A 25990-nucleotide genomic window follows, 5' to 3' on the forward strand; every position below is an offset into this window, starting at 1 on the left:
CCATAATGAACAGGTGTCGACTGCAACGGCTGCCCCTCGCACCGCACCCCACGTGAGCGTGAACCGGCCCAACCCCGTCTCCGTGGGGACGATCGTGTGGCTGGCCAGCGAGCTCATGTTCTTCGCGGGCCTGTTCGCGATGTACTTCACGCTCAGGGCGACGGTGCCCGACGAGTGGGCCGAGCAGACGCAGAAGCTCAACCTCACGTTCGCCGCGATCAACACCGCGGTCCTGGTCCTGTCGTCCGTGACGTGCCAGATGGGCGTCTGGGCGGCCGAGCGCTTCCAGCCCGCGCGCACCGGCAGCCTCCTCCAGGTCGGCCGCTGGGGCATGAACGAGTGGATGACGCTCACGTACGTGATGGGCGCGATCTTCATCGGCGGCCAGGTGTACGAGTACGCCGAGCTCGTCCACGAGGGCCTGACGATCGCGTCGAGCCCGTACGGCTCGGTCTTCTACCTCACGACCGGCTTCCACGGCCTGCACGTCGTCGGCGGCCTCATCGCCTTCCTCTTCCTGCTCGGCCGCTCGTTCGCCGCCAAGCGGTTCGGTCACCACGAGGCGACCACCGCGATCGTGACGTCGTACTACTGGCACTTCGTCGACGTCGTCTGGATCGCGCTGTTCGCGGTCATCTACCTCCTGCGCTGACGCCTCCGGGCAGCGGCGCGCGGTTCCACCCTTCCCCAACGTGCGAGACGAGGATCGATTCGTGAAGGCACTCGCAGCCCGCAGGCACCACCGGTACGCACCGGCCGTGCTGCTCCTGCTGGCGCTGCTGCTCACCGGAGGGCTGTACGCGGTCCTCGCACCGCAGGTGGCCGACGCCGCGCCGGCCGCGGCAGGCAGCGACGACATCGCCACCGGCGAGAAGATCTTCCAGGCCAACTGCGCGACGTGCCACGGCCCGTCGGCGGAGGGCACGGACGCAGCACCGTCGCTCGTGGGCGTCGGAGCGGCCTCGGTCGACTTCCAGGTCGGCACCGGCCGCATGCCGATGCAGGCCAACGGCCCGCAGGCGCCGGCCAAGGAGGTGCAGTTCACCGACGAGCAGGTCGAGCAGCTCGCGGCGTTCGTCGCCTCGCTGGGTGCCGGCCCGTCGGTGCCGAGCGAGGAGATGGTGGACCCGGCCGCGGGTGATGTCGCCAACGGCATGGCCCTCTTCCGCACGAACTGCGCGATGTGCCACAACGCGGTCGGCGCAGGCGGCGCGCTCTCCGAGGGCAAGTGGGCCCCGTCGGTCGTCGAGACGTCGCCCCGGCACATCTACGAGGCCATGCTCACCGGCCCGCAGTCGATGCCCGTCTTCAACGACGCGAACCTCTCCCCCGAGGAGAAGCGCGACATCATCGCCTACATCGACGCGCAGCGTGAGCCGTCCCCCGGTGGCATCAAGCTCGGATCGCTCGGCCCCGTCAGTGAGGGCGTGTGGATCTGGCTCGTGGGCATCGGCCTGCTGATCGGTACGTCCGTCTGGATCGGAGCGAGGTCCTCGTGAGCATGCAGCACAACCCGGTTCCCGGGAACACCGAGGCCGTCGAGGTCCACCGTGACGGCGGGCACTACCCGGACCGTTTCGAGAACCCGGGCCTCGAGGAGCACCGCCCGCGCCTGGGCGACGTCGACCCGGCCGCGAACAAGCGGGCCGAGCGCCAGATCGTCGCGCTCTTCCTCGTCTCCCTGCTCGGCACGATCGTCTTCATCGCGGCGTACTTCGTGGTGCCGCTGGGTGACACGCCGGAGAGCATGCAGCGCTCCAACTTCTTCCTCGGCCTCGGCCTGTTCCTGAGCCTGTTCGGCATCGGCGCGGCCGCGGTGCACTGGGCGAAGGCGCTCATGAACGACCACGAGCGCGCCGAGGAGCGTCACCCGCAGCGCAGCTCCGACGAGAACCGTGCGGGCGCGATCCAGGCGCTCAAGGACGGCGCCGAGGACTCCGGCATCGGCCGTCGCGGCGTGCTCAAGGGCGCGTTCGCCTCGGCGCTCGCCATCTTCCCGCTCACGATCGCCCTGCCGCTCATCGGCGAGGTCGGCGAGGACTGGGACGTCTCCAAGTTCAAGCACACGTGGTGGAAGAAGGGCACGAAGCTCGCCCTCGACCCGTCGGGTGAGCCCATCAAGGCCGCCGACGTGACCATCGGGTCGGTCTTCCACGTGATCCCCGAGGACCTGCACGAGGCCGAGCACCCGCTCGACGAGAAGGCCAAGGCCGTCGTGCTGCTCATCCGGATGGACCCGCGCGACCTGCGGTCCGAGCAGGGCGAGGGCTGGTCGTACGACGGCATCGTCGCCTTCTCGAAGATCTGCACCCACGTCGGGTGCCCCGTGGCGCTCTACGAGCAGCAGACGCACCACCTGCTCTGCCCGTGCCACCAGTCCACGTTCGACGTTGCCGACGGCGCCAAGGTCGTCTTCGGTCCCGCCAACCGGCCGCTGCCTCAGCTGCCCATCGAGGTCGACGACGAGGGTTACATCGTCGCGCAGTCCGACTTCCACGAGCCTGTCGGTCCGAGCTACTGGGAGCGCCTCAAGTGAGTACCACCACGACCCGCACGGGCGCCGCTGCCGGCGCCACCGCGGACTACCTCGACCAGCGCACCGGCATCGGCACCGCGGTCAAGACGTTCGCGCGCAAGATCTTCCCCGACCACTGGTCGTTCCTGCTCGGCGAGATCGCGCTCTTCAGCCTCGTCGTGCTCATCATCTCCGGCGTGTTCCTCACGATGTTCTTCGTGCCGAGCATGGCCGAGACGCACTACGAGGGCCCCTGGGCCGCGATGAACGGCGTGGAGATGTCCGAGGCCTTCGCCTCGACGCTGCGCCTGTCGTTCGAGGTCCGCGGCGGCCTGCTCATGCGCCAGATCCACCACTGGGCGGCGCTGCTGTTCATGGCCGCGATCGTCACGCACATGATGCGCGTGTTCTTCACCGGCGCGTTCCGCAAGCCGCGCGAGATCAACTGGGTCGTCGGCTTCGTGCTCCTGATCCTCGGCCTCGCCGCCGGCTTCTCGGGCTACTCGCTCCCGGACGACGTCCTCTCGGGCAACGGCCTGCGCATCACCGACGGTGTCGTGCGGTCGATCCCGATCATCGGCAGCTACCTGTCGTACTTCATCTTCGGTGGCGAGTTCCCCGGCCAGGACCTGATCCCGCGCCTGTTCACGGTGCACGTCCTGCTCGTGCCGGGCCTCATCCTCGCGCTCGTCGGGCTCCACCTGCTGCTCGTCGTGCTGCACAAGCACACGCAGTACCCGGGCTCGGGCCGGACCGACACCAACGTCGTCGGCTACCCGCTGTTCCCGACGTACACCGCCAAGGCCGGCGGCTTCTTCTTCCTGGTCTTCGCCGTGATCGCGCTCATGGCCGCGACGATGACGATCAACCCGGTGTGGAACTACGGGCCGTACGACCCCTCCCCCGTGTCCGCCGGCGCCCAGCCGGACTGGTACATGCTGTTCCTCGAGGGCGCGCTGCGGCTCATGCCCGGTGCGGGCACCGAGTGGGTCATCGGCGGCTACACGCTGTCGCTCAACGTCCTGATCCCCGCCGTCGTCGTCCCGGGCATCCTGTTCACCGTGCTCGCGGTGTGGCCGTTCGTCGAGGCCGCCGCGACCGGTGACAAGCGCGAGCACCACGTGCTCGACCGCCCGCGCAACGCCCCGTTCCGCACCGCGATGGGCGTCGCGATCCTCACGGCGTTCACCGTCCTGGTCCTCGCCGGGTCGAACGACATCATCGGCGCGCAGTTCTCGATGTCGATCAACGACATCATCGAGGTCTTCCGCGTCCTGTTCTTCGTCCTGCCGGTGCTGGCGTTCTGGATCACGAAGCGCATCTGCCTCGGCCTCCAGCGCAAGGACCGCGAGCTGGTGCTCCACGGGCACGAGACGGGCCGCATCGTCCGCTTCGCGCACGGCGAGTACATCGAGGTCCACCGTCCGCTCGACGAGCACGAGCGCTGGCTGCTCGTGCAGCACGAGGCCCGTCGTCCGCTCGAGATCGAGCCGGCCGAGGACTCGCGCGGCGTGCGTCGCAAGGGCTACGGGCGTGACCGCCTCCTGCAGCGCCTGTCGCGGCTCTTCTACGAGGACCGCGTCGAGCCCGTCACCCCGGCCGAGCTGGCTGCGGCGCACTCGCACGGCGAGCACGACACGATCGCGGCACCGGAGCGCAACGAGAGCACCCGTCTCGTCGGCACCGCGACCGGCGGGTCGGGCTCGCAGGAGGGCTCGGCCACCGGCGCCGTCGGCGGCGGTCAGCACCTCGTCGAGCCGGAGACCGGCAACCCCGAGACGGACGCGCGGAATCGCTGAGCCCGCGCAAGAGTTGGTCGTACCGAGAGGGCGCCGCACCCCCAGGGCGCGGCGCCCTCTCGATATGTATCTGACGGAGCACCCGACGACGCCGCGGTCCGCCGCGGCCTGACGCAGGAGAGGCACCACCTATGGCTGACTACACACTTCCCGACCTCCCGTACGACTACGCGGCGCTCGAGCCCCACATCTCCGGCAAGATCATGGAGCTGCACCACGACAAGCACCACGCGGCGTACGTGACCGGCGCGAACACCGCGCTGGCCAAGCTGGCCGAGGCGCGCGAGAGCGGCGACCTGGCGACGGTCAACCTGCACGAGAAGAACCTCGCGTTCAACCTCGGCGGCCACGTGAACCACACGGTCTTCTGGAACAACCTCTCCCCCGACGGCGGCGGTGCGCCCACGGGCGAGCTCGCCGCGGCGATCGACGAGTTCTTCGGCTCGTTCGACGGCTTCCAGAAGCACTTCGCCGCCGTCGCGGCCGGGGTGCAGGGCTCCGGCTGGGCGATCCTGGCGTGGGACTCGATCGGCCAGAAGCTCGTCGTCGGTCAGCTCTACGACCAGCAGAGCAACATCGCCCTCGGCCTCGTGCCGGTGCTCATGCTCGACGTCTGGGAGCACGCGTACTACCTGGACTATCTGAACGTCCGCGCCGACTACATCGCGGCGTGGTGGAACATCGTCAACTGGGCCGACGCCGGCGAGCGCCTCGCTCGTGCGCGGGCCCAGACCGCGGGGCTCATCGTCCCCGCCTGACGGCTCCTGCGCTCCTCTCCGGCCGGTTCCGGGTCCTCGTGACCTGGTGCCGGCCGGAGTCGTCTCCGGGCCGTCTCAGCGCGACGTCGCGCCCCGGCCCCACTGCGTGCGTGTCCCGTTCCCGTCGAAGGCGGGGCGGGGACCACGGACGGCCCCGCCGGTCCCGCAGCACGCGACGTGCACGACGACGAGAGCGCCGGTACCCGTGGGTACCGGCGCTCTCGTGGCTGAGCGTGCAGCGGCTGCTGCCTCGACGTCGGCTGGCTCGCGCCCGCGTGCGGTCAGTGCGCGTGCTGGCCGCGGGAGAACTCGAAGACGAAGCTGACGAGCGCGACGAGCCCGAGGACCATGCCGAGGCCGACGAGCCACCAGCCCAGCGCGAGCCCGGCGAAGACGAGGGCCGCGGCGAGGGCGATGGCGAGCGGCCACCAGCTCCACGGGCTGTACACTCCCTGGTCGCCGGCACCCTGCTCGATCTCTCCGAGCGGGTCGTCCTCCGGACGGGCGTCGATGCGCCGCGCCAGGAGCGCGAGGTAGCCGCCGATCATCCCGACGAGCCCACCCACGAGCGGGATGCCGAGCGTGCCGACCGGCTCGCCGTCGCTCCACAGCGCGTAGATGACGCCGACCGGGACGAAGAACAGGATCCCGTAGAGGAAGAGCTTGGCCTCGAGCTTCACCGGGGGCCCTCCTGGTCCTTCTCGTCGGGGAGCACGGTCGTGCTCGACTGCTCGGGCTCACCGGTGCCGTTGCGCACCCGCTCGTCCGCCAGCTCCTTCTGCCCCGTGAGGTCGGCCTCGCCGAGCAGCTCGTCGAGGATGTTCTGGTCGGGCGCCGCCTGGTCGAGCGCGGCGACCTCGGGGTGGTGCAGGTCGAACGCGGGACGCTCGGACCGGATGCGCGGCAGCGACGTGAAGTTGTGCCGCGGCGGCGGGCAGCTCGTGGCCCACTCGAGCGAGCCGCCGAAGCCCCACGGGTCGTCGACGGCGACGAGCGGCGCCTTGCGCCAGGTCACGTAGACGTTCCAGAGGAACGGCAGCGTCGAGGCCGCGAGCACCACCGAGCCGACGGTGGAGAGCTGGTTCATCCACGTGAACCCGTCTTCGGGCGAGTAGTCCACGTATCGGCGCGGCATGCCGACGACGCCGAGCCAGTGCTGCACGAGGAACGTCAGGTGGAACCCGACGAACAGCAGCCAGAAGTGCACCTTGCCGAGGCGCTCGTCGAGCATGCGGCCCGTGAACTTGGGCCACCAGAAGTAGAAGCCCGCGAACATCATGAACACGACGGTGCCGAACACGACGTAGTGGAAGTGCGCGACGACGAAGTACGTGTCGGAGACGTGGAAGTCGAGGGCCGGGCTGGAAAGGATGATGCCCGTCAGGCCGCCGAAGAGGAATGTCACGAGGAAGCCGAGCGTCCACAGCATCGGGGTCTCGAACGTGATCTTCCCGCGCCACATCGTGCCGATCCAGTTGAAGAACTTCAGACCGGTGGGCACGGCGATGAGCATCGTCATGAGGGCGAAGAACGGCAGCAGCACCGCGCCGGTGACGTACATGTGGTGCGCCCACACGGTCACGGAAAGGGCGGCGATCGCGAAGAACGCGTAGATCAGGCCCTTGTAGCCGAAGATCGGCTTGCGGCTGAACACCGGGATGATCTCGGACGCGATGCCGAAGAACGGCAGCGCGATGATGTACACCTCGGGGTGCCCAAAGAACCAGAACAGGTGCTGCCAGAGGATCGCTCCCCCGTTCTCGGGGTTGAACACCTGGGCGTCGAGCCGCCGGTCCGCGCCGAGCGCGAGCAGCGCGGACGCCAGCGGCGGGAACGCCATGAGCACGAGCAGGCTCGTGACGAGCACACCCCAGGTGAACACGGACATCCGGAACATCGTCATGCCCGGTGCGCGCATGCAGACGATCGTGGTGATGAAGTTGACGGCGCCGAGGATCGTGCCGAAACCACCGAGCGCGAGGCCGAAGACCCACAGGTCACCGCCGAGGCCCGGCGAGTACGCGGTCGTCGACAGCGGCGTGTACGCGAACCAGCCGAACGACGCCGCGCCCTGCGGGGTCAGGAAGCCGCCGACCGCGATGAGCCCGCCGAACAGGTACAGCCAGTACGCGAACATGTTGAGCCGCGGGAACGCGACGTCGGGGGCACCGATCTGCAGCGGCATGATCACGTTCGCGAAGCCCGCGAACAGCGGCGTCGCGAAGAGCAGCAGCATGATCGTGCCGTGCATCGTGAACAGCTGGTTGTACTGCTCGGGCGTCTGCACGACCTGGATGCCGGGCTCGAACAGCTCGGCGCGGATCAGCAGCGCCATGACGCCGGCGATGCAGAAGAAGACGAACGACGAGATCAGGTACAGGTACCCGATCGTCTTGTGGTCGGTCGACGTCACCCACTTGATGACGGTCCGACCGAGGGTCTGGCGACGCGGCGCCAGACCGGGGATCCGCTCGGCGGTGGCGGTCATGAGCCCTGGCTCCTTCTCGTCGGCGTGTCGAGGTCCTGGACGCGGCTGTACTCCAGCCCCAGCTCGCCCGTCTGACCCCGCTCGCGCAGGTCCTCGATGTGCGCGTCGTACTCGTCGCGCTCGACGACCTTGACGTTGAACAGCATCGACGCGTGGTACTCGCCGCAGAGCTCGGCGCACTTGCCGGTGTACTCCCCGACCTCCTGCGGCGTGACCTGGAACTCGTTCGTGAAGCCCGGGATCACGTCGAGCTTGTAGAGGAACACCGGGATCCAGAACGAGTGGTTGACGTCGCGCGAGTCGAGCTCGAAGCGGACCGTCTCGTCGACCGGCAGGTACAGCGTCGGCTGCTCGGCGAGCACGCCCGGCTCGCCGATGTCCTGCGCCTGCTGGCCGGTGTCGTAGACCTGGTCGTCGACGTAGTTGAAGTCCCAGCTCCACTGCTTGCCGATGACGTGGACCGTGAGGTCCGGCTCCTCGCTGACGTCGGTGATCGCCGACATGTCACGCGCGGTGTAGTAGAAGAGCACGCCGACCATGATCAGCGGGAGGATCACGTACATGACCTCGAGCGGCACGTGGTAGCGCAGCTGGACCGGCAGCGTGTTGTCGTTCTTGCGCTTCCGGTAGACCGTGATGCACCAGAGCATCAGGCCCCACGTGATGACGCCGACGATCAGCGCGGCGATCCAGGAGCCGACCCAGAGGTTCGTGATCCGGCCGGTGTGGTCGGTCACCTCCGCCTCGGAGCTGCCGGGCAGCCAGCCGCGCTGGACCTCGGCGGAGCAGCCCGCCAGGGCGATGGACACGACGGCGACCAGGGTCGCCCACCTCACGGCGGGCCGCTGGTGCCGGCGGGGATTCTGCGAGTGCACGCGGGACCTCTCACTCACGTCCCGGCGCACGCCGCCGGGTGCTGGCGGAGGTTTCCCGGGACCTTCGTCCTCATTCCCGGGAAGCCTATCGCCTGTGCGGCGGGGATTCGCTCCGGAGGAGCCGCATGACGACACCGCGTCAGCATCGGACGGGGCCCCCGCGAGGCCGCTCGGGGCCCGGCGCGCTAGCGTGCGCGGGTGAGCACGCAGATGGGAGCACCTGGACCGGTCGGCGGCCCGGCTGCGGGTGTGACACATCCCACGTCCGCGCCCCGGGTGTTCCTCGACGCCGGCGGCCGCGCGCCGCTGGGCCCGCAGGCCCGCGCGGCGTTCGACGAGTCGCTCGACCAGGGCTGGGCCGACCCGCGCCGCCTGCACGCGGAGGGCCGGCGGGCACGGCTCCTGCTCGACGGCGCGCGGGAGGCGATCGCCGCGGAGGTCGACGCCCGGACCGAGGAGGTCGACCTCGCGCCCTCGCACACCGCAGGGCTGCACGGCGCCGTGCTGTCCGTGGCGCGCGGCCGGCGGCGCTCGGGGCGCGACGTCGTGGTCGGCGCCACCGAGCGCGCGGCGGTGCTGTCGGCCGCGGAGTTCGCCGCCGCGGAGCCGTGGACGGCGGGCGCCGGCTCGCGGGTCGTGGTCGGGGTCGACCGCGAGGGCCGCGTCGACCTCGACGCCTACCTCGCCGCGCTCCGCTCCCCCGGCGTCGCGCTCGCGGCGCTGCAGCACGCGAACGGCGAGGTCGGCACCGTGCAGCCCGTCGAGGAGGTGCACGAGGCCGCGCGCGAGGCCGGCGTCCCGCTGCTCGTCGACGCGGGCGCGAGCCTCGGGCACGTCGCCGTGCCGGGCGCGTGGGACGTGCTGGCCGCCGACCCCGGCGACTGGGGGGGCCCGGCCGGCGTCGGGGTCGTCGTGACGCGGGCGGGGGTGCGCCGTGCCCCGAGCTGGCCCGAGGACGACGACCGCTGGTTCCCGGGCGGCGTGAGCGTCCCGGCCGCGCTGGCCGCCGCGGTCGCCCTGCAGTCGGCGCTCGCCGACCGCGACGCGCAGGACGTGCGGCGCCGCACGCTCGTGGAGAGGGTCCGGGCGCGCGTCGCGGCGGACGTGCCCGACGTCGAGGTCGTGGGCGACCCGGACCGGCGGCTCCCGCACGTCGTGACGTTCTCGTGCCTCTACGTCGACGGTGAGTCGCTCGTCACCGAGCTCGACCGGCTGGGCTTCGCCGTCGGCTCCGGCTCCGCGTGCACGTCGAGCGCGCTCGAGCCGAGCCACGTGCTCGCCGCGATGGGGGTCCTGACGCACGGCAACGTGCGCCTCGCGCTGCCGGTGGACGTGACCGACGACGCCGTCGAGCGGTTCCTCGCGGTGCTGCCCGGCGCAGTGGCGCGCGTGCGCGCCGTGCTCGGCGTCGAGGGGCTCTGAGACCCGGTGGGCGGGGGCGGGCTCCTGGGAGACCCGGGGGACGACCGGCCGGAGGACGACCGGCCGGACGGCGACGGCCCGCGGACGCACGGTCGCCAGGATGTCGACGGCCCGCACACGCACGGTCGCCCGGAGGGCGTCGTCGTCGACGCCCGTGGGCTGCGCTGCCCGCTGCCCGTGATCCGGCTGGCCCGGGCGGCGCGCGACGCCGTCCCCGGCGCGGTCCTCACGGTGGTGTCGACGGATCCCGCGGCGCGGCACGACGTGCCGGCGTGGGCCCGGCTCCGCGGGCACACGGTCGTGGCGTCCCGTGAGGAGCCCGACGGCGCGCTCGCCATCTCCGTCCGTGTGGGCACGACGGCCTGACCCGTCAGGTGGCGCGCTCGTGGGCCGCGGTCGCGGTCGCGGGCGCTGCACCTGCGCGGCGGAGCGAGCGCGCTCCCCGGACGCAGCAGGGCCCGGCACCCCACGGGTGCCGGGCCCTGCCGATCCTGCGGTCGACCTGCGAGCGGTCGGCTCAGCCGAACGAGCCGCCGCACGCGCACGAGCTGCCCGCGTTCGGGTTGTCGATCGTGAAGCCCTGCTTCTCGATGGTGTCGGCGAAGTCGATCGTCGCGCCGTCGAGGTAGGGGACGCTCATGCGGTCCACGACGACCTCGACGCCGTCGTAGTCCTTGAGGGCGTCGCCGTCGAGCACGCGCTCGTCGAAGTAGAGCTGGTAGATCAGGCCCGAGCAGCCGCCGGGCTGGACGGCGACGCGCAGACGCAGGTCGTCGCGCCCCTCCTGCTCGAGCAGGCTGCGGACCTTGCCCGCGGCGACGTCGGTGAGGAGGACGCCGTGCGTCGCGGTCTCGGTGGTCTCGCTCATTGGTTGCTCCCGTGCCTCGAGGAAAGGTCGAGTGGTGCTCAGCACTCTCGTCAGCGTCGTCAACAGCCCGCCGCCGCGTCTTGTTCCCTCAGCGTACGCCGCGCCCTGCAGGCGTCCTGCCCGCGTCCCGGGTGAGGCACCCGGCGTGGGCAGCCGAGGGCCGGCGCCGGGTCACAGCGCCCAGGTGCGGGCGACACGCTCGACCCGGCGCCCGAGCGTCCCGGCGGGGTCGGCGAGCGACTCCCGCACCTGCTCGGGCGTCTCGGCGACGGCGTAGGCGGCGGCGATCCCGGCCGCGCCCCACTCGCGCCGCCCGACGTCGACCTGCCCCGCGAGCACGACCGTGGGCACCGCGAGCGGCAGCGCACGCGCGGCGACCGCGGCGACGACCTTGCCGTGCAGCGACTGCCAGTCGAAGCGCCCCTCCCCCGTGAGCACGACGTCGACGTCGGCGATGCGGTCGGAGAGCCCCACGGCGTCGGCCACGAGCGCCGACCCCGGCAGCAGCCGCGCGCCGAGGAGCGCGAGCCCGAAGCCGAGCCCCCCGGCCGCTCCCGCGCCGGGCTGCGCGGCGAGCCGCGCGACGGGGGCCGACGACCGGGCACCCGCGAGCAGGTCGGGCCGAACCGCACCGGCGAGCGCGCCGACCGCGACGTGCGCGAAGTGCCCGAGCGCCCGCTCGAGCTCCTGCGCCTGCACCGGCGTCGCGCCCTTCTGCGCGGCGAAGCCGGCGCTCGCGCCGTGCAGGCCGAGGAGCGGGACGTCGACATCGTAGGCGCCGACGAGCTCGACGCCGACGAGGTCCGCGCGCACGTCGGCGAGCGCCCCGAGGTCGTCGGCCAGGATGTCGCCGAGGTCCCCGCCGCCGTGCGCGAGCGGCGAGCGCGGACCGCCGACGCCGAGCGCGGCGAGCATGCCGGCGCCCGCGTCGTTCGTCGCGGAGCCGCCGAGCCCGACGACGACGCGCCGCGCCCCCGACGCGACCGCCGCGCGCAGCAGCTCGCCGACGCCCCAGGTGCTCGTGACCGCGGGGTCGCGGCGCCCGGGCGGCACGAGCGCGAGACCCGCGGCGTGCGCCGACTCGACGTACGCGGTCACCGGGCGGCCCTCCGCGCCGGGGACCACGAGCACCGCACCGGGCACCGGCTCCCCGAGCGGCGAGCGGACCGTGACCGAGAGCAGCTCCCCGCCGAGGCTCGCCCGCAGCGTCGCGAGGAACCCGGGGCCGCCGTCGGACAGCGGGCACAGCCGGACGTCCGACCCCGGGGCGGCACGCAGCCAGCCGTCGCGCAGGACGGTCGCGGCCTCCTGGGCCGTGAGGGTCCCGCCGAAGTCGTCGGGGGCGATCAGCACGCGCACGCCGCCGATCCTGTCACGGTGCGCTGTGGGAAGATCGCGCCGTGAGCCTCACGACACCGCCGCAGGACGCCACGTTCGCCGAGCCCGCCCCGTCGGCGCTGCTGCTCCTCGGGCGCGGGGTGGACCTCGCCTCCGAGCGCGGCGTCGAGTGCGTCGGGGCGCTGCCCGCGGCGAGCGACCCCGACCTCGTCGAGCGCGCGCACGCGGCGCGGGCCGCGCTCGGCGACCGGGCGTTCGTGCTCGGGCACCATTACCAGCGCGACGAGGTGATCGACCTCGCGGACGTCACGGGCGACTCGTTCAAGCTCGCGCGCGAGGCGGCGGCCCGCCCCGAGGCCGAGTTCATCGTGTTCTGCGGCGTGCACTTCATGGCGGAGTCGGCGGACATCCTCACGTCCGACGCCCAGCAGGTCGTGCTCCCGGACCTCGCGGCGGGCTGCTCGATGGCCGACATGGCGGCGATCGACCAGGTCGAGGACGCGTGGGACGTGCTCGTCGAGGCCGGCGTCGCCGAGGACACCGTCCCGGTGACCTACATGAACTCCACGGCGGCGATCAAGGCGTTCACCGGGCGCCACGGCGGCACGGTCTGCACGTCGTCGAACGCGCACGTCGCGCTGCGCTGGGCGTTCGACAAGGTCGGCGGGGTCGAGGGCACGGGCAAGGTCCTGTTCATGCCGGACCAGCACCTCGGCCGCAACACCGCGGTCAACCAGCTCGGGCTCTCGCTCGACGACTGCGTGGTGTTCGACCCGCGCCGGCCGAACGGCGGGCTCACCGCCCAGCAGCTCAAGGACGCGCGGATGATCCTGTGGCGCGGGCACTGCTCGGTGCACGGCCGGTTCTCCGAGCGCAACGTCACCGACATCCGGGCCGCCGTCCCCGGCGTCCACGTCCTCGTTCACCCCGAGTGCAAGCACGAGGTCGTGACCGCGGCGGACATGGTCGGCTCGACGGAGTACATCATCCAGGCGCTCGCCGCGGCGGAGCCGGGGTCGTCGTGGGCGATCGGCACCGAGCTCAACCTGGTCCGGCGCCTGGCCCGCGCGCACGCCGACAAGCAGGTGCACTACCTCGACTCGACGGTGTGCTTCTGCTCGACGATGAACCGCATCGACCTGCCGCACCTCGTGTGGACGCTCGAGTCGCTCGTGGCCGGCCGCGTCGTCAACCGCATCGTCGTCGACGCGGACGACGCCCACTGGGCGCGCGTCGCGCTCGACCAGATGCTCGCGCTGCCGGGGTACGGCGCATGAGCACCCAGAGCCCGGTCCGGGTCGGCATCTTCGTGTTCGACGACGCCGAGGAGCTCGACGTCGTCGGGCCCTACGAGGTGCTGGCCTGGTGGGCGCAGCACTCCGAGCTCAAGCCCGAGGTCGTGACGTTCTCCCGCGACGGGAACGGGGTGCGCTGCGCGAAGGGCCTGCGGCTCGTCCCGGACCACTCCGCCGAGGACGTCGGACCGCTGCACGTCGTCGTCTACCCGGGCGGCAAGGGCACGCGCCCGCTCGCGAAGGACTCCGAGCACCTCGCGTGGGTCCGCCGGCTGCGGTCCACGACCGCGCTCCTGACCAGCGTGTGCACCGGCGCGCTCGTGTACGCCGCGGCGGGTCTGCTCTCGGGCCGCCCGGCCACGACGCACTGGAGCGCGCTCGACGAGCTCGCGCAGCTCGACCCGACGGTCCTCATCGACGCCGAGGCACGCTTCGTCGACGACGGCGACGTCGTCACGTCCGCGGGCGTGTCCGCGGGCATCGACATGGCGCTGCACCTCGTGGCGCGGCTCGACTCCGTGGACGAGGCGCGCGCAGTCCGCCGCGGCATCCAGTACGACCCCGCTCCCCCGGTCTGACGCGGTGAACCGGTACCTGCGCCTGCTGCTCGTGTGGCTGCGGGCACGGCGGTCCTCGCACACGCCGTCCGCGCCGACGCCCGGCTCCCCGCTCGGGGAGTACCGCACGACGCTGCGCGTCATGCCCAACGACCTGGACCTGCTGCGGCACGTCAACAACGGGTCGTACCTGACGCTGCTCGACATCGGGCGCGTCGACATGACGCTGCGCTCGGGTGCGCAGTCGGCGCTCGACGCCCGCGGCTGGTTCCCGGTCGTGGTCGGCGAGTCGATCCGGTTCCGCCGCTCGATGACGCTCTGGGAGCGGTTCACGATCGTCACGCGCGTGCTCGGGTGGGACGAGCGGGTCATCTACCTCGACCAGCGCTTCGAGCGGACCGGGCGCGACGGCGCCGTCGAGGTCGTCGCCGAGGCGTGGGTCGTCGCGCGCTTCCTGGCCCGCAGCGGCGGAACGGTCCCGTCGCCGGAGGTCGCCGAGCTGTTCGGTCTCGACCCCGTGAGCCCGCCGCTGCCCGAGGCCGTGGTCACGTGGTCCCGGGCGCTCGACCTGGCGCACCGGGCGGTCTGACGGCGCGTCGCCGCCGGACCGCCCGGTGACCGGACGGTCCGGCCGGCACGGGTCGGGCGTGGGTCAGCCGCGGGCGTCGCGCGCGAGCCGGTCGAGCAGCAGGGCCTCCGCGAGGACGACGCGCTCGAGCTCGCCGAGGTGCACCGACTCGTCGATCCCGTGCGCACGGCTGTCCGGGTCCTCGACGCCGGTCACGAGGATCGCGGCGTCCGGGTAGACCTCGAGGAGCTCGGCGATGAACGGGATCGAGCCGCCGACGCCCACGTCGACCGGGTCGGTGCCCCAGGCCTGCGCGAACGCCCAGCGTGCCGCGCGCATCGCCTCGGAGTCCTGCGGCGACTGGAACGGGCGGCCGAGCTCGCCGTCGCGCACCGTCACGCGGGCGCCGAGCGGGGCGTGCGCGTACAGGTGCTCGCGGAGCGCGGCGAGTGCCGCGGCGGGCTCCTGACCGGGCGGGATGCGCAGGCTGAGCTTCGCGGTCGCCGTCGGGGTCAGGGTGTTCGACGCCCGGGTCACGCTGGGCGCGTCGAGCCCGATGACCGAGAGCGCGGGCCGCGTCCACAGGCGGGCCGTGAGCGGGCCGGTGCCGGCGAGCTGCGCGCCCTCGACCACGGACGCGTCGGCGCGCAGCGCGGCCTCGTCGTAGTCGACGGTCGGGTCCGGGGCGCTCGCCAGGCCGGCCACGGCGACGTCGCCCGCGTCGTCGTGCAGCGTCGCGATCAGCCGGGCGAGGAGCGTGACCGCGTCGAGCACCGGGCCGCCGTACATGCCCGAGTGCACGGCGTGCTCGAGCACCGTGACCTCGACCTCGAGGTCGACGAGCCCGCGCAGCGACGTCGTGAGCGCCGGGACGCCGATGCGCCAGTTGCTCGAGTCCGCGACGACGATGACGTCCGCCGCGAGCTCGTCGCGGTGCGCGGTCAGGAACGGCAGGAAGGTGGGCGAGCCGATCTCCTCCTCGCCCTCGACGAACACCGTGACGCCGACCCCGAGGTCGTCGCCGAGCACGCGCAGCGCCCCGAGGTGCGCGATGACGCCGGCCTTGTCGTCGGCGGCCCCGCGCCCGTAGAGGCGCCCGTCGCGCTCGGTCGGCTCGAACGGCGCGCTCGACCACGCGGCGTCGTCGCCCGGGGGCTGGACGTCGTGGTGCGCGTAGAGCAGGACCGTGGGCGCCCCGGCCGGTGCGGGCCGGCGGGCGACCACCGCGGGTGCGCCCGGGCGGCCGTCGGGCCCGTCGACGCGCAGCACCTGCACGTCGTCGAGCCCCGCGTCGCGCAGGAGGGCGGCGACCGCGTCGGCGCTCGCCGCGACGTGCGCCTGGTCGAACTCGGCGTTCGAGACGCTCGGGATCCGCACGAGGTCCTCGAGGTCGGCGCGCAGGCGCGGGAACTCGCGCGCGGTGCGGGTCCGCAGGGGCTCGACCGGGTCGGTCGTGAGCGGGGAGCCGGCGGGGGTGGGGCCGGCGGGCGTCGTGGAGTCGTTCGTCACGGACCAGCACGCTACTCGACTACCCTGGACGGGTGTTCGGACGCAGCAAGGACCAGGGCCCCGCCTCCCCCACGACCCCCACGCCGGAGGACGAGGTGCGCGCGGGCAAGGGACGTCCGACGCCGCGCCGCAAGGTCGCCGAGTCGGCGAACCGCCGCCCCCTCGTCCCGGCCGACCGCAAGGGTGCGGCGAAGGCCGCGCGCCTCGAGCAGCGGGCCGCGCGCGACCGGCAGTACCAGGCGCTGCAGACCGGCGACGAGCGCTTCCTGCCCGAGAAGGACAAGGGCCCGGTGCGCCGCTACATCCGCGACCACGTCGACGCCCGCTGGAACCTCGGGGAGATGTTCCTGCCCGTCGCGCTCGTGATGCTCGTGCTGCAGATCGTGCTCGCGCAGGTCAACCCGAACGCCGCGTTCGTCGTCCTCATCGCGCTGTACGCGTTCAGCCTCGTGATGCTGCTCGACGCCTACCTGATGTGGCGCGGCCTCAAGAAGCGCCTGGGCGCGAAGTTCGGCGAGCACGTGGTCGTGCGCGGGACGGCGATGTACGCGGTCCTGCGCGTGTTCCAGATCCGCCCCTCGCGACTGCCCAAGCCCCAGGTGAAGCACGGCCAGTACCCCTCCTGACGCCGGCGCGAGCGCGTACCGCCGGCCGGGCCGGTCGTGACGCGCGCCCGTAGGGTGACGGAATGGTCAACTACCGCTCCCTCGGAAGCTCCGGGCTCAAGATCTCGGAGATCACCTACGGCAACTGGCTGACGCACGGCTCGCAGGTCGAGAAGGACGCCGCGCTCGCGTGCGTGCACGCCGCGCTCGACGCCGGCATCACGTCGTTCGACACCGCGGACGTGTACGCCAACACGAGGGCCGAGAAGGTCCTCGGCAAGGCGCTCAAGGGTCAGCGCCGGCAGTCGCTCGAGATCTTCACGAAGGTCTACTGGCCCACCGGCCCGCAGGGCCCCAACGACTCGGGCCTCTCGCGCAAGCACATCCTCGAGTCGATCGACGGCTCCCTCGAGCGCCTGCGCACCGACTACGTCGACCTGTACCAGGCGCACCGCTACGACCACTCGACGCCGCTCGAGGAGACGATGCAGGCGTTCGCCGACGTCGTGCGCTCGGGCAAGGCGCTGTACATCGGCGTGAGCGAGTGGACCGCCGACCAGATCCGCGCGGGCCACGCGCTCGCGAAGGACCTCGGGTTCCAGCTCATCTCGAACCAGCCGCAGTACTCGGCGCTGTACCGGGTCATCGAGGGCGAGGTCGTCCCCGCGTCGGCCGAGCTGGGCGTCTCGCAGATCGTCTGGTCGCCGATCGCGCAGGGCGTGCTCACGGGCAAGTACCTGCCGGGTCAGCCGCTGCCCGAGGGCTCGCGCGCGACGGACGAGAAGGGTGGCGCGAAGATGATCGCGCGCTTCCTCGACAAGCCCGAGGTGCTCCAGCGCGTCCAGGACCTGCGCCCCGTCGCGGACGAGCTCGGGCTCTCGCTCGCGCAGCTCGCGGTCGCGTGGGTGCTGCAGAACGAGAACGTCGCGGCGGCGATCATCGGGGCGTCGCGGCCCGAGCAGGTCACGGAGAACGTCAAAGCGTCCGGCGTCGAGATCCCGTCGGAGCTGCTGAACCGGATCGACGAGATCCTCGGCGACTCGGTCATCTCGGACCCCGCGGAGACGGCGAAGAGCTCCCCGAAGTCCCGCTGAGCACGCCGACGGCCCGCCCTCCGGTGCGGAGGGCGGGCCGTCGTGCGCCGGGCCGGGAGTGCCCGGGCGGCGCGGGCGTCATCGGACGGTGAGCCGCGGCAGCAGGTGGTGCACGACGGGGCCGATCGCGAGCGCATAGGCGAGCGTGCCGAGGCCGACCGTCCCCCCGAGCAGCCAGCCCGCGGTCACCACGACGACCTCGATCGACGAGCGCACGAGCCGCGTCGAGCCCCCGGTGCGGGCGACGAGCCCGGTCATGAGCCCGTCCCGGGGCCCCGGACCCAGCCGGACGCCGACGTACAGCGCGGTCGCGAGCCCGTTGAGCACGATCCCCGCGACGACGAGCCCGATGCGGGCGGCGAGCGGGAGCGGCTCGGGCAGGCGGGCGAGCAGGGCGAGGAAGGGGTCGACGAGCGCGCCGATGACGACGACGTTCGCGACGGTCCCGATCCCGGGCCGCTGACGCAGCGGGACCCACAGCAGCAGCACGACGACGCTCACGAGCACCGTGATCGTCCCGAACGACAGGTCGGTGCGGCGCGAGATCCCCTGCGAGAGCACGTCCCACGGCGTCGAGCCGAGGCCGGCACGGACGAGCAGCGTGATCGAGAGGGCGTAGAGCACGAGGCCGACGATCAGCTGGACGTACCGGCGCGCGCGGCGCGTCGTCGGCAGGAGCTCGGGGCGGTCGGCCGCTGCCGGTCCCGAGCCGGGACCGGTGGTCGGCGTCCCGTCAGGCGGCCCCACCGGCACCGCACCGTCGCCCGGCGCGGTGCGGACCGTCACACCAGGCCGCGCATCCGGGGGCCGCTCGGCAGCCCGGCGGCGAGCGCGGTGCCCTCGGCCCAGTGGGGCTCGGCGGCGGGCGGCGGGCGGTGGCCGATTCCGTCGCCCCGGAGCGTGGCGGGCAGCTGCACGAGGGCGAGGAGGGCGGTGACGGCGACGAGCACGGTGAAGAGGACCATGGACATAGCCAATCGCGCGTTGGCATTGTCATCAATAGCCACTTGGGGGAAGGTGGACTCATGACCGTTGCAGACGACCTCCCGAGCGACCGCCGACTCTCCGCGAGCGGCCTCGCCCGGCTGCTCGGCTCGTGGCAGCGCCCGGGGCCCGCCTACGCCGCGCTGGCCGACGGCGTCCGCTCCGCGATGCACGCCGGGTCGCTGCCGCTGAGCACCCGGCTGCCGAGCGAGCGCGAGCTCGCCGAGGCGCTCGGCGTCTCGCGCACGACGACGACCGCCGCGTACCGGACCCTGCGCGACGAGGGCTTCCTCGTGAGCCGCCAGGGGTCCGGGACCGTCACGACGCTGCCCGCGTCGGGCGCCCAGGGCGTGCACGCGCCGGTCGTCGTGCGCCCCGCGCAGCCCGACGTCGCCGACCTGTCGATCGCCGCGCCGCCCGCGCCGTCCGCCCTGCACCCCGCGTACGTGACCGCGCTCGACGCGCTCCCCCGCTACCTCGCGGGGCGGGGCTACGAGCCGCTCGGGCTCCAGGTGCTGCGCGAGGCGATCGCGGCCCGGTACACCGAGCGCGGGACCCCGACGACGCCCGACCAGGTCCTCGTCACGAGCGGCGCACAGCACGCGCTCAACCTTCTCGTGCACGCGCACGTCGGCCCGGGTGACCGCGTCGTCGTCGAGCACCCCACCTACCCGCACGCGATCGACACCGTGCGGGCCGCAGGCGGCCGGCCGGTCCCGGTGCCGCTGAGCAGCGGGCCGTCCGGCGGCGTCGACGTCGACCTGCTCGAGTCCACCCTGCGCCAGGTGTCGCCCCGGCTCGTCTACCTCATCCCCGACCACCACAACCCGACCGGGACGACCCTCGACCCGGCGGCCCGCGAGCGCGTCCGGGCGCTCGCCCGGCGCCACCGCACGGTCGTCGTCGGGGACGAGGCGCTCACCGACCTCACGCTCGACGGCCCCGAGCCCGCGCCGTTCGCCGGGGCCGGTGCCGGCTCGGGGTTCGTCGTGTCGGTCGGGTCGGCGTCCAAGACCTACTGGGGCGGCCTGCGCGTGGGGTGGATCCGCGCGCACCCCGACCTCGTGTCCCGGCTCGCGGTGCTGCGCGGCCACGTCGACATCGCGAGCGCCGTCCTCGAGCAGCTCGTGACCGCCGAGCTTCTCGCGCGCCGCGAGGAGATCCTGCCCGGGCGGCGCACCGCGCTGCGGGAGCGGCGGGACCGGCTCGTCGCGCTGCTCGCGGACCAGATCCCGTCGTGGCAGGTGCCCGTGCCCGCGGGCGGGCTGTCGCTGTGGCCGGATCTCGGGGCGCCCGTGGCGTCGGCGCTCACGGCGCTCGCGGTCCGCCACGGCGTGCGCGTGCTGCCCGGTCCGGCGTTCGCGGTCGACGGCGGCTTCGAGCGCCACCTGCGCCTCACGTTCAGCGAGCCGCTCGACGTGCTGGAGAACGGCGTGCGCGGCCTGGCGGCGGCGTGGGCCGCCCTCGGCACGCCGCAGGATGCCCGCCGCTCCGCGCCCGTGCAGGCCATGGTCTGACCCGCCCGGCGCACCGGGCCGCGCGCGTCAGGGGACGTGCAGGACGAGCGGCGGCGTCGCGGGCGTGCCGTCGTGCAGCAGCTGGGCGACGTGCGCCCCGCCGGCGGCGAGCGCGCGCCACTGCTCGCCGAGCCACTGCTCGGCGTCGTACTGGTTCGTGAACGCCGGGCTGGTCGGGCGGTCGAGGCGCCCGCCGTCGGCGTCGTCGAACGTCCACTCCCACTGCGGCCGGACCACCATCAGCTGCCTCCCGCACGTGCCGCGGCGCGCGCGGCGTCGGCTGCCAGCGCGCGGTTGATGCCCGCGGCCCAGAAGGGGCCACGGTAGATCAGCCCGGTGTACCCCTGCACGAGCGTCGCGCCGACGGCGAGGTACTCGCGCGCGTCCGCCGCGGTCGTGATCCCGCCGACGCCGATGACGACGGGGTCGGGGCCGAGCCGCGTGCGCAGGCGGGCCACGACGTCGAGGCCGCGCTCGAGGACGGGTGGGCCGGACAGGCCGCCGGGCCCGAGGTCGTGCGCGATCGTCGTGTTGACCGCCACCACGCCGTCGAGGCCCAGCTCGAGCGCGAGGTCCGCGACGGCGTCGACGTCGTCGTCCGACAGGTCGGGGGCGATCTTGACCAGGAGCGGGACGCGCGGCCGGCCGGCCCGCTCCGTGGCCTCGTCGGCGGCGGCGCGCGTGGCCTGCAGGATCGGGCGCAGCGCCTCGACCGACTGCAGGTCGCGCAGGCCGGGCGTGTTCGGCGAGGACACGTTGACGACGAGGTAGTCGGCGTACGGCGCGAGCCGCCCCGCGCTCGTCGCGTAGTCGGCCGGCGCGTCCTCGGCCGGGGTCACCTTGGTCTTGCCGATGTTCACGCCCACGACGAGCGCCCGGCCCGCCGGGGTCGCGCGCAGCCGGCGCAGGCGCAGCGCGACGGCGGCCGACCCCTCGTTGTTGAAGCCCATGCGGTTGCGCAGCGCGCGCAGCCCGACGACCCGCCACAGCCGGGGCTTGTCGTTGCCTGCCTGCCCCTGCGCCGTGACCGTGCCGACCTCGACGAAGCCGAACCCGAGCATCACCAGCCCGCGCACCGCGCGGGCGTTCTTGTCGAAGCCCGCGGCGAGCCCGAACGGTGCGGGGAACGTCCGGCCCAGGACCGTGACCGCCGCGCTCCGGGGCGGGGCCGAGAGCCGGCCGACGAGCGCGCGCAGCGGCGGCAGCTCCCCGACGAGCCGGATGAGGGCGAACGCGAGCTCGTGCGCCCGCTCAGGGTCCAGGCGGCGCAGGACGAGACGGAACAGGAGGCTGTACACGGCTGACAACCTAGCCGCCGCGGCACGCGCGCCGACGGCAGGGACCGCGGTTCAGGCGGCGGCCGGACCCGTGCCGGCGCGGGTGCGCCACAGCCAGGCGAGCCCGAGGAACGGCAGCACGAGCGGGACGTAGCCGTACCCCTGCCCGAACGCCGACCACACCGTCTCGTCCGGGAAGTCCCCGGCGTCGAGCACGGAGAGCGTCCCGACCGCGAGCACGCCGACGAGCTCGATCCCGACCGCGAGCCAGGCGACCGTGCGCCAGCGCCCGCCGCCCCCGGCAAGGGCGACCGTCGCGAGGACGTAGACGAGCGCCGAGAGGGCCGAGAGCCCGTACGCGAGCGGCGCCTCGTCGAGCTTCGTGGCGATCTGGTAGCCCGCGCGGGCGCTCGCGGCCAGGGCGAAGATCCCGTAGACCGCGACGAGCGCGCGCCCGGGGCCGGTGGCGGTGCTCGCGGGCCGCTCGTCGCGGCGGCCGGACGGCGCGGCGCTCATGCGGCCCAGATCTGGACGAGGCGCAGCTCGAGGAACGCGACGGTCAGCGCGGCCCCGAGCAGGACGACCGAACTCCACCGCGTGCGCTCCGCGAACGCCCACGCGGCGGCGAGCGGCAGCAGGATGAGCTGCGTCAGCACGTACCCCCAGAACAGCGCGGCGTCGGGCGACGCGGCGCCCTGCGCGAGGAGCACCCCGGCCACCACGGCCTGGACGACGAGCAGCCCGACGACGACGGCACCGCCCCAGAGCTGTCGCAGGATCACGGCACGGTCGCGCACGACGAACCACAGCGCCCACGCGGCGAGCGCGAGCGACGTGGCCGCGACCAGCGCGGTGAGAGGTCCTGGCACGGGCGACCACGCTACCCGCCGCGCCGCACCGGCACCGGTGGGGCCCGGCGGGCAGCTCGTGCCGGGGTCGGCAGGGTCGGCGCGGTCGGCGGGGGCTGTCGGGGGGTGCGGTCTACCATCGACGCGTGCCCCGAGCGACCCTCACCTCCCAGGACCCTGCCCACCTCGACGTCGACGCCCTCGTGGTGGCCGTCGCCCGGACCGACCAGGGTCCGCGGCTGCTCGACCCCGACGCGCTCCCCCAGGACGTGCGCACCGAGGTGACGGCGCACGCCGTCGCGCTCGGCATCACGGGCGACCAGGACGAGGTGCGGCGGCTGCCCACCGCGGGCCGGCTCGCCGCGAAGGTCCTCGTGCTCACCGGCGTGGGCGCGCTCGACGCCGTGACCCCCGAGGCGCTGCGGCGTGCCGCGGGCGCGGCGACCCGCGAGCTCGCCGGCGTCGGCTCCGTCGCCGTGGCGCTGCCCGCGGCCGACGTCGAGTCGCTCGCCGCCGTCGCCGAGGGCGCGCTGCTCGGCGCGTACTCCTACACGCGCTACCGCCCCGCCGACGCCGCCGCGAAGGCCGCACCGGTCGCGACGCTGCAGGTCGTGACGCCGCTCGTCCGCGACCGTGCCGCCAAGGCCGCGCTCGCACGGGCGGAGGTGCTCGCGGAGGCCGTGCACGGCGTGCGGGACCTCGTGAACACGGCCCCCAACGACCTGTTCCCGGCCGCGTTCGCCGACCTCGCGAAGGCCGCCGCCAAGGACGCCGGCTCGCGCTCGGTCAAGGTCACGGTGCTCGACGAGAAGGCGCTCGCGGCCGGCGGCTACGGCGGCCTGCTCGGCGTCGGGCTCGGCTCGGTGCGGGGCCCGCGCCTCGTCAAGGTCGCCTACGCCCCGTCGAAGCCGGCCGCGAAGGTCGCGCTCGTCGGCAAGGGCATCACGTTCGACTCGGGCGGCATCTCGATCAAGCCCGCCGCCGGCATGGAGGCGATGAAGTCCGACATGGCGGGCGCCGCCGCCGTGCTGCACACGGTCCTCGCGGCCGCGCGCCTCGAGCTCCCCGTCGCCGTCACCGGCTGGCTGTGCCTCGCCGAGAACATGCCGTCGGGCACCGCGCAGCGCCCGTCCGACGTCCTGACGATCCGCGGCGGCAAGACCGTCGAGGTCCTCAACACCGACGCCGAGGGCCGTCTCGTGCTCGCCGACGGCCTCGTCGCCGCGATCGAGGAGAAGCCCGACGTCGTGCTCGACATCGCGACGCTCACCGGCGCGCAGATGATCGCGCTCGGCAACCGCGTCTCCGCGGTCATGGGCACCGACGCGGTGCGCGGCGAGGTCACCGCCGCCGCCGAGGGCTCGGGCGAGCTGTTCTGGCCCATGCCGCTCCCGGCGGACCTGCGCGCCGGCCTCAAGTCCAAGGTCGCCGACCTCGCCAACATCGGGGACCGGTTCGGCGGGATGCTGACCGCGGGCATCTTCCTGCAGGAGTTCACCGGCGGCACGCCGTGGGCCCACCTCGACATCGCCGGGCCGGCGTTCAACGAGAAGTCCGCCCACGGGTACACGCCCGTCGGCGGCACCGGCGTCGGTGTGCGCACGATGCTGGCGTTCCTCGAGCAGCGGGCACGCGCGGGCCGCTGAGCCACCCGCGCGCGGGGCCGGGTCAGTGCAGCCCGGCCTCGCGCGCGTTCTCGCGCCGGCGCTCGATGCGCTGGCGGGAGTTCCAGTCGCGCATCCGCTGCGGGTAACCGGTGCGCTGCACGTCGTAGACCGGGATGCCCAGGCCGCGCGCGAGCTCGTGCGCTGCGCGTGCGTCGGGCACGCGGCGACGCGTCCACTCACCCGTGGTCGCGATGAGCATGAGCGTCGTCTGCGTCACGTTCGTCTGCGGCTCGACGTAGCCCTCGACGCCGACGCGGGTGTCGATGAACTCCCGGAAGTGCGCGACCGTGGCCTGCTGCGCGGCGCGCCCGGTGGGTGCGGCCTCCTCGCTCCCCGGTGAGCGGCGACGGCGGCGTGAGAACAGGCCCATCCGTGGAGGGTAGCGGCCGGACCTGGGCGCCGGCCGGGAGCGCGGTGAAGGTCTGGTGACGGCCGGCCCGCTCAGGGCCGCCCCGAGTCATGGGATGTCTGTTCCGAGCGTCACACCGTGTCGCCGCTGGTCCGGTTCGTTCGGCGGGCTCGACGGTGACAAGATGGTCGGCGAGCACCCAGCCCACCACACGCCTGCACAGAATTGCGCTGAGGAGTTGCACGTGGCCGACACGACCGGTTCCGCTTTCGACATCGTCGTCCTGGGCGGAGGGAGTGGTGGCTACGCGGCTGCGCTCCGCGGCGCCCAGCTCGGCCTCAACGTGGCTCTCGTCGAGGAGAGCAAGCTCGGCGGGACGTGCCTGCACTGGGGCTGCATCCCCACGAAGGCGTTCCTGCACGCCGCGCAGCTCGCGGACGACGCCCGGGAAGGCGCGCACTTCGGTGTGCACACCGAGCTCAAGGGCATCGACATGGCCGGCGTCCAGCAGTACAAGGACTCGGTCATCGGCCGGCTGTACAAGGGCCTCCAGGGGCTCATCAAGTCCCGCAAGATCACCGTGATCGAGGGCCACGGGCGCCTCGTCGCGAAGGACACCGTCGAGGTCGACGGCCAGCGCTACACCGGTCAGCACATCGTGGTCGCGACCGGCTCGTACGCCCGCTCGCTCCCCGGGCTCGAGATCGGCGGGCGCATCCTGACGTCGACCGAGGCGCTCGACCTCACCGAGGTCCCGAAGTCGGTCATCGTGCTCGGCGGCGGCGTCATCGGCTCCGAGTTCGCGAGCGTGTGGAAGTCGTTCGGCGCGGACGTCACGATCATCGAGGCGCTCCCCCACCTCGTCGCGAACGAGGACGAGGCGCTGTCGAAGGCGTTCGAGCGCGCGTTCCGCAAGCGCGGCATCAAGTTCAACCTCGGGGTCCGCTTCGCGGGCGTCACGCAGGACGAGAACGGCGTGCACGTCTCGCTCGAGGACGGCAAGACGTTCGACGCCGAGTACCTGCTCGTCGCCGTCGGCCGCGGCCCGCGCACCGCGGACCTCGGCTACGAGGAACAGGGCCTGACGCTCGACCGCGGCTTCGTCATCACGAACGAGCGCCTGCACACCGGCGTCGGCAACGTCTACGCCGTCGGCGACATCGTCCCCGGCCTGCAGCTCGCGCACCGCGGGTTCGCGCAGGGCATCTTCGTCGCCGAGGAGATCGCGGGCCTGGGCCCGCAGCCGATCGTCGAGTCGGGCATCCCGCGCGTCACCTACTCCGAGCCCGAGGTCGCCTCGGTCGGCCTCACCGAGGCCAAGGCCAAGGAGGTCCACGGGGCCGACGCGGTCGAGGTCCTCGAGTACAACCTCGGCGGCAACGGCAAGAGCCAGATCCTCGGCACTGCGGGTTTCGTCAAGCTCGTGCGCCAGAAGGACGGCCCCGTCATCGGTGTCCACATGATCGGCGCGCGCGTCGGCGAGCTCATCGGGGAGGGCCAGCTCATCGTCAACTGGGAGGCCTACCCCGAGGACGTCGCCGCGCTCGTGCACGCCCACCCCACGCAGAACGAGGCCCTCGGGGAGGCGCACCTCGCGCTCGCCGGCAAGCCGCTGCACGCCCACAACTGACCCCACGATCGAAGGAGAACGAGCGGT

At 73.3% G+C, this 25990-nt stretch carries 28 protein-coding genes; 15 read left to right on the top strand and 13 right to left on the bottom strand.

What is annotated here, in order from left to right; translation table 11 throughout:
* The first annotated feature begins 13 nt into the window (after window positions 1–13).
* The 5 genes from ctaE to CCE01nite_RS15405 all read left to right on the top strand — a co-directional run bounded on the left by ctaE (window position 14) and on the right by CCE01nite_RS15405 (window position 5072).
* On the top strand, window positions 14–652 hold the full coding sequence (gene ctaE, locus CCE01nite_RS15385) for an aa3-type cytochrome oxidase subunit III (RefSeq protein WP_034633829.1): 639 nt from the start codon (window positions 14–16) through the stop codon (window positions 650–652).
* Between the two features lie 61 nt (window positions 653–713).
* Complete coding sequence (gene qcrC / locus CCE01nite_RS15390; protein ID WP_034633831.1) at window positions 714–1499, top strand: cytochrome bc1 complex diheme cytochrome c subunit; 786 nt, start codon at window positions 714–716, stop codon at window positions 1497–1499.
* Window positions 1500–1501: 2 nt separating this feature from the next.
* The gene (gene qcrA / locus CCE01nite_RS15395) at window positions 1502–2536 is read left to right on the top strand and encodes a cytochrome bc1 complex Rieske iron-sulfur subunit (RefSeq protein ID WP_034633834.1); all 1035 of its coding nucleotides are present in this window, start codon (window positions 1502–1504) and stop codon (window positions 2534–2536) included.
* A complete protein-coding gene (qcrB, locus tag CCE01nite_RS15400; RefSeq protein WP_034633836.1) occupies window positions 2533–4314 on the top strand; it encodes a cytochrome bc1 complex cytochrome b subunit in 1782 nt (593 codons plus the stop codon). Before qcrA ends, qcrB begins: the two co-directional genes overlap by 4 nt.
* Before the next feature lie 131 nt (window positions 4315–4445).
* Window positions 4446–5072 carry a superoxide dismutase gene (locus CCE01nite_RS15405; protein WP_034633838.1) on the top strand — a complete coding sequence of 209 codons (627 nt, stop codon included), beginning with the start codon at window positions 4446–4448 and terminating at the stop codon, window positions 5070–5072.
* A gap of 281 nt (window positions 5073–5353) precedes the next feature.
* Here CCE01nite_RS15405 and CCE01nite_RS15410 read toward each other — a convergent pair whose 3' ends face one another.
* The 3 genes from CCE01nite_RS15410 to ctaC are packed head-to-tail and all read right to left on the bottom strand — an operon-like array spanning window position 5354 to window position 8435.
* Complete coding sequence (locus CCE01nite_RS15410) at window positions 5354–5752, bottom strand: cytochrome c oxidase subunit 4 (protein ID WP_034633840.1); 399 nt, start codon at window positions 5750–5752, stop codon at window positions 5354–5356.
* Entirely contained in the window at window positions 5749–7560 is a 1812-nt protein-coding gene (gene ctaD, locus CCE01nite_RS15415; RefSeq protein ID WP_034633843.1) for an aa3-type cytochrome oxidase subunit I, read from the bottom strand. Before ctaD ends, CCE01nite_RS15410 begins: the two co-directional genes overlap by 4 nt.
* Complete coding sequence (gene ctaC, locus CCE01nite_RS15420) at window positions 7557–8435, bottom strand: aa3-type cytochrome oxidase subunit II (protein WP_034633846.1); 879 nt, start codon at window positions 8433–8435, stop codon at window positions 7557–7559. Before ctaC ends, ctaD begins: the two co-directional genes overlap by 4 nt.
* Window positions 8436–8645: 210 nt before the next feature.
* On the opposite strand from ctaC, the gene CCE01nite_RS15425 reads away from it, so the two are divergent.
* Both CCE01nite_RS15425 and CCE01nite_RS22515 read left to right on the top strand, forming a co-directional pair.
* On the top strand, window positions 8646–9857 hold the full coding sequence (locus CCE01nite_RS15425; protein ID WP_141372716.1) for a cysteine desulfurase family protein: 1212 nt from the start codon (window positions 8646–8648) through the stop codon (window positions 9855–9857).
* Between the two features lie 6 nt (window positions 9858–9863).
* A complete protein-coding gene (locus tag CCE01nite_RS22515) occupies window positions 9864–10223 on the top strand; it encodes a sulfurtransferase TusA family protein (protein WP_307722745.1) in 360 nt (119 codons plus the stop codon).
* A gap of 151 nt (window positions 10224–10374) precedes the next feature.
* Here CCE01nite_RS22515 and CCE01nite_RS15435 read toward each other — a convergent pair whose 3' ends face one another.
* Together CCE01nite_RS15435 and CCE01nite_RS15440 are read right to left on the bottom strand one after the other, a co-directional pair.
* Window positions 10375–10725, bottom strand: a complete 351-nt coding sequence (locus CCE01nite_RS15435) for a HesB/IscA family protein (protein WP_034632266.1) — start codon at window positions 10723–10725, stop codon at window positions 10375–10377.
* Window positions 10726–10896: 171 nt separating this feature from the next.
* Window positions 10897–12084, bottom strand: a complete 1188-nt coding sequence (locus CCE01nite_RS15440; protein ID WP_034632268.1) for a glycerate kinase family protein — start codon at window positions 12082–12084, stop codon at window positions 10897–10899.
* Between the two features lie 41 nt (window positions 12085–12125).
* Here CCE01nite_RS15440 and nadA point away from each other — a divergent pair, with 41 nt between their 5' ends.
* From nadA to CCE01nite_RS15455, 3 genes are read left to right on the top strand one after another with little or no spacing between them, the layout of a single operon-like run.
* Window positions 12126–13340, top strand: coding sequence for a quinolinate synthase NadA (gene nadA / locus CCE01nite_RS15445; RefSeq protein WP_034632271.1), 1215 nt, complete (start codon window positions 12126–12128; stop codon window positions 13338–13340).
* A complete protein-coding gene (locus tag CCE01nite_RS15450; protein ID WP_034632274.1) occupies window positions 13337–13936 on the top strand; it encodes a DJ-1/PfpI family protein in 600 nt (199 codons plus the stop codon). The genes nadA and CCE01nite_RS15450 overlap by 4 nt, the downstream gene beginning before the upstream one ends.
* A 4-nt stretch (window positions 13937–13940) precedes the next feature.
* On the top strand, window positions 13941–14504 hold the full coding sequence (locus tag CCE01nite_RS15455) for an acyl-CoA thioesterase (RefSeq protein ID WP_034632280.1): 564 nt from the start codon (window positions 13941–13943) through the stop codon (window positions 14502–14504).
* A 63-nt stretch (window positions 14505–14567) separates the two neighbouring features.
* On the opposite strand, the gene CCE01nite_RS15460 is transcribed toward CCE01nite_RS15455, so the two are convergent.
* Window positions 14568–15992 (bottom strand): dipeptidase, encoded by a 1425-nt coding sequence (locus tag CCE01nite_RS15460; RefSeq protein WP_034632284.1) that lies wholly within the window; start codon window positions 15990–15992, stop codon window positions 14568–14570.
* 32 nt (window positions 15993–16024) lie between these two features.
* Between CCE01nite_RS15460 and CCE01nite_RS15465 the strand changes: the two genes are divergently transcribed.
* Together CCE01nite_RS15465 and CCE01nite_RS15470 are read left to right on the top strand one after the other, a co-directional pair.
* Window positions 16025–16618, top strand: a complete 594-nt coding sequence (locus CCE01nite_RS15465; protein ID WP_034632286.1) for a DUF3043 domain-containing protein — start codon at window positions 16025–16027, stop codon at window positions 16616–16618.
* A gap of 62 nt (window positions 16619–16680) precedes the next feature.
* Window positions 16681–17691 (top strand): aldo/keto reductase family protein, encoded by a 1011-nt coding sequence (locus CCE01nite_RS15470; RefSeq protein WP_034632289.1) that lies wholly within the window; start codon window positions 16681–16683, stop codon window positions 17689–17691.
* A gap of 78 nt (window positions 17692–17769) precedes the next feature.
* Here the strand turns inward: CCE01nite_RS15470 and yczE are convergent, their stop codons facing one another.
* Window positions 17770–18438, bottom strand: a complete 669-nt coding sequence (gene yczE, locus CCE01nite_RS15475; RefSeq protein ID WP_307722746.1) for a membrane protein YczE — start codon at window positions 18436–18438, stop codon at window positions 17770–17772.
* A gap of 35 nt (window positions 18439–18473) precedes the next feature.
* A complete protein-coding gene (locus CCE01nite_RS15480; protein WP_034632292.1) occupies window positions 18474–18656 on the bottom strand; it encodes a hypothetical protein in 183 nt (60 codons plus the stop codon).
* A 60-nt stretch (window positions 18657–18716) separates the two neighbouring features.
* Here CCE01nite_RS15480 and yczR point away from each other — a divergent pair, with 60 nt between their 5' ends.
* A complete protein-coding gene (gene yczR, locus CCE01nite_RS15485) occupies window positions 18717–20192 on the top strand; it encodes a MocR-like transcription factor YczR (protein WP_034632296.1) in 1476 nt (491 codons plus the stop codon).
* A gap of 27 nt (window positions 20193–20219) precedes the next feature.
* Here yczR and CCE01nite_RS15490 read toward each other — a convergent pair whose 3' ends face one another.
* From CCE01nite_RS15490 to CCE01nite_RS15505, 4 genes are read right to left on the bottom strand one after another with little or no spacing between them, the layout of a single operon-like run.
* Window positions 20220–20432 (bottom strand): hypothetical protein, encoded by a 213-nt coding sequence (locus CCE01nite_RS15490; protein ID WP_034632300.1) that lies wholly within the window; start codon window positions 20430–20432, stop codon window positions 20220–20222.
* Entirely contained in the window at window positions 20432–21490 is a 1059-nt protein-coding gene (locus CCE01nite_RS15495) for a quinone-dependent dihydroorotate dehydrogenase (protein WP_034632304.1), read from the bottom strand. Before CCE01nite_RS15495 ends, CCE01nite_RS15490 begins: the two co-directional genes overlap by 1 nt.
* 51 nt (window positions 21491–21541) lie before the next feature.
* A complete protein-coding gene (locus CCE01nite_RS15500; protein WP_034632308.1) occupies window positions 21542–21985 on the bottom strand; it encodes a hypothetical protein in 444 nt (147 codons plus the stop codon).
* Complete coding sequence (locus CCE01nite_RS15505; protein WP_052104283.1) at window positions 21982–22338, bottom strand: hypothetical protein; 357 nt, start codon at window positions 22336–22338, stop codon at window positions 21982–21984. The genes CCE01nite_RS15500 and CCE01nite_RS15505 overlap by 4 nt, the downstream gene beginning before the upstream one ends.
* A gap of 125 nt (window positions 22339–22463) precedes the next feature.
* Between CCE01nite_RS15505 and CCE01nite_RS15510 the strand changes: the two genes are divergently transcribed.
* A complete protein-coding gene (locus tag CCE01nite_RS15510; RefSeq protein ID WP_034632314.1) occupies window positions 22464–23963 on the top strand; it encodes a leucyl aminopeptidase in 1500 nt (499 codons plus the stop codon).
* Window positions 23964–23985: 22 nt separating this feature from the next.
* Here CCE01nite_RS15510 and CCE01nite_RS15515 read toward each other — a convergent pair whose 3' ends face one another.
* Window positions 23986–24354 carry a hypothetical protein gene (locus CCE01nite_RS15515; RefSeq protein ID WP_034632319.1) on the bottom strand — a complete coding sequence of 123 codons (369 nt, stop codon included), beginning with the start codon at window positions 24352–24354 and terminating at the stop codon, window positions 23986–23988.
* 223 nt (window positions 24355–24577) lie between these two features.
* Here CCE01nite_RS15515 and lpdA point away from each other — a divergent pair, with 223 nt between their 5' ends.
* A complete protein-coding gene (lpdA, locus tag CCE01nite_RS15520; RefSeq protein ID WP_034632325.1) occupies window positions 24578–25963 on the top strand; it encodes a dihydrolipoyl dehydrogenase in 1386 nt (461 codons plus the stop codon).
* Window positions 25964–25990: the final 27 nt, after the last annotated feature.

The sequence above is a fragment of the Cellulomonas cellasea genome (assembly GCF_006538745.1).
Classification (GTDB): Bacteria; Actinomycetota; Actinomycetes; order Actinomycetales; family Cellulomonadaceae; genus Cellulomonas_A; species Cellulomonas_A cellasea.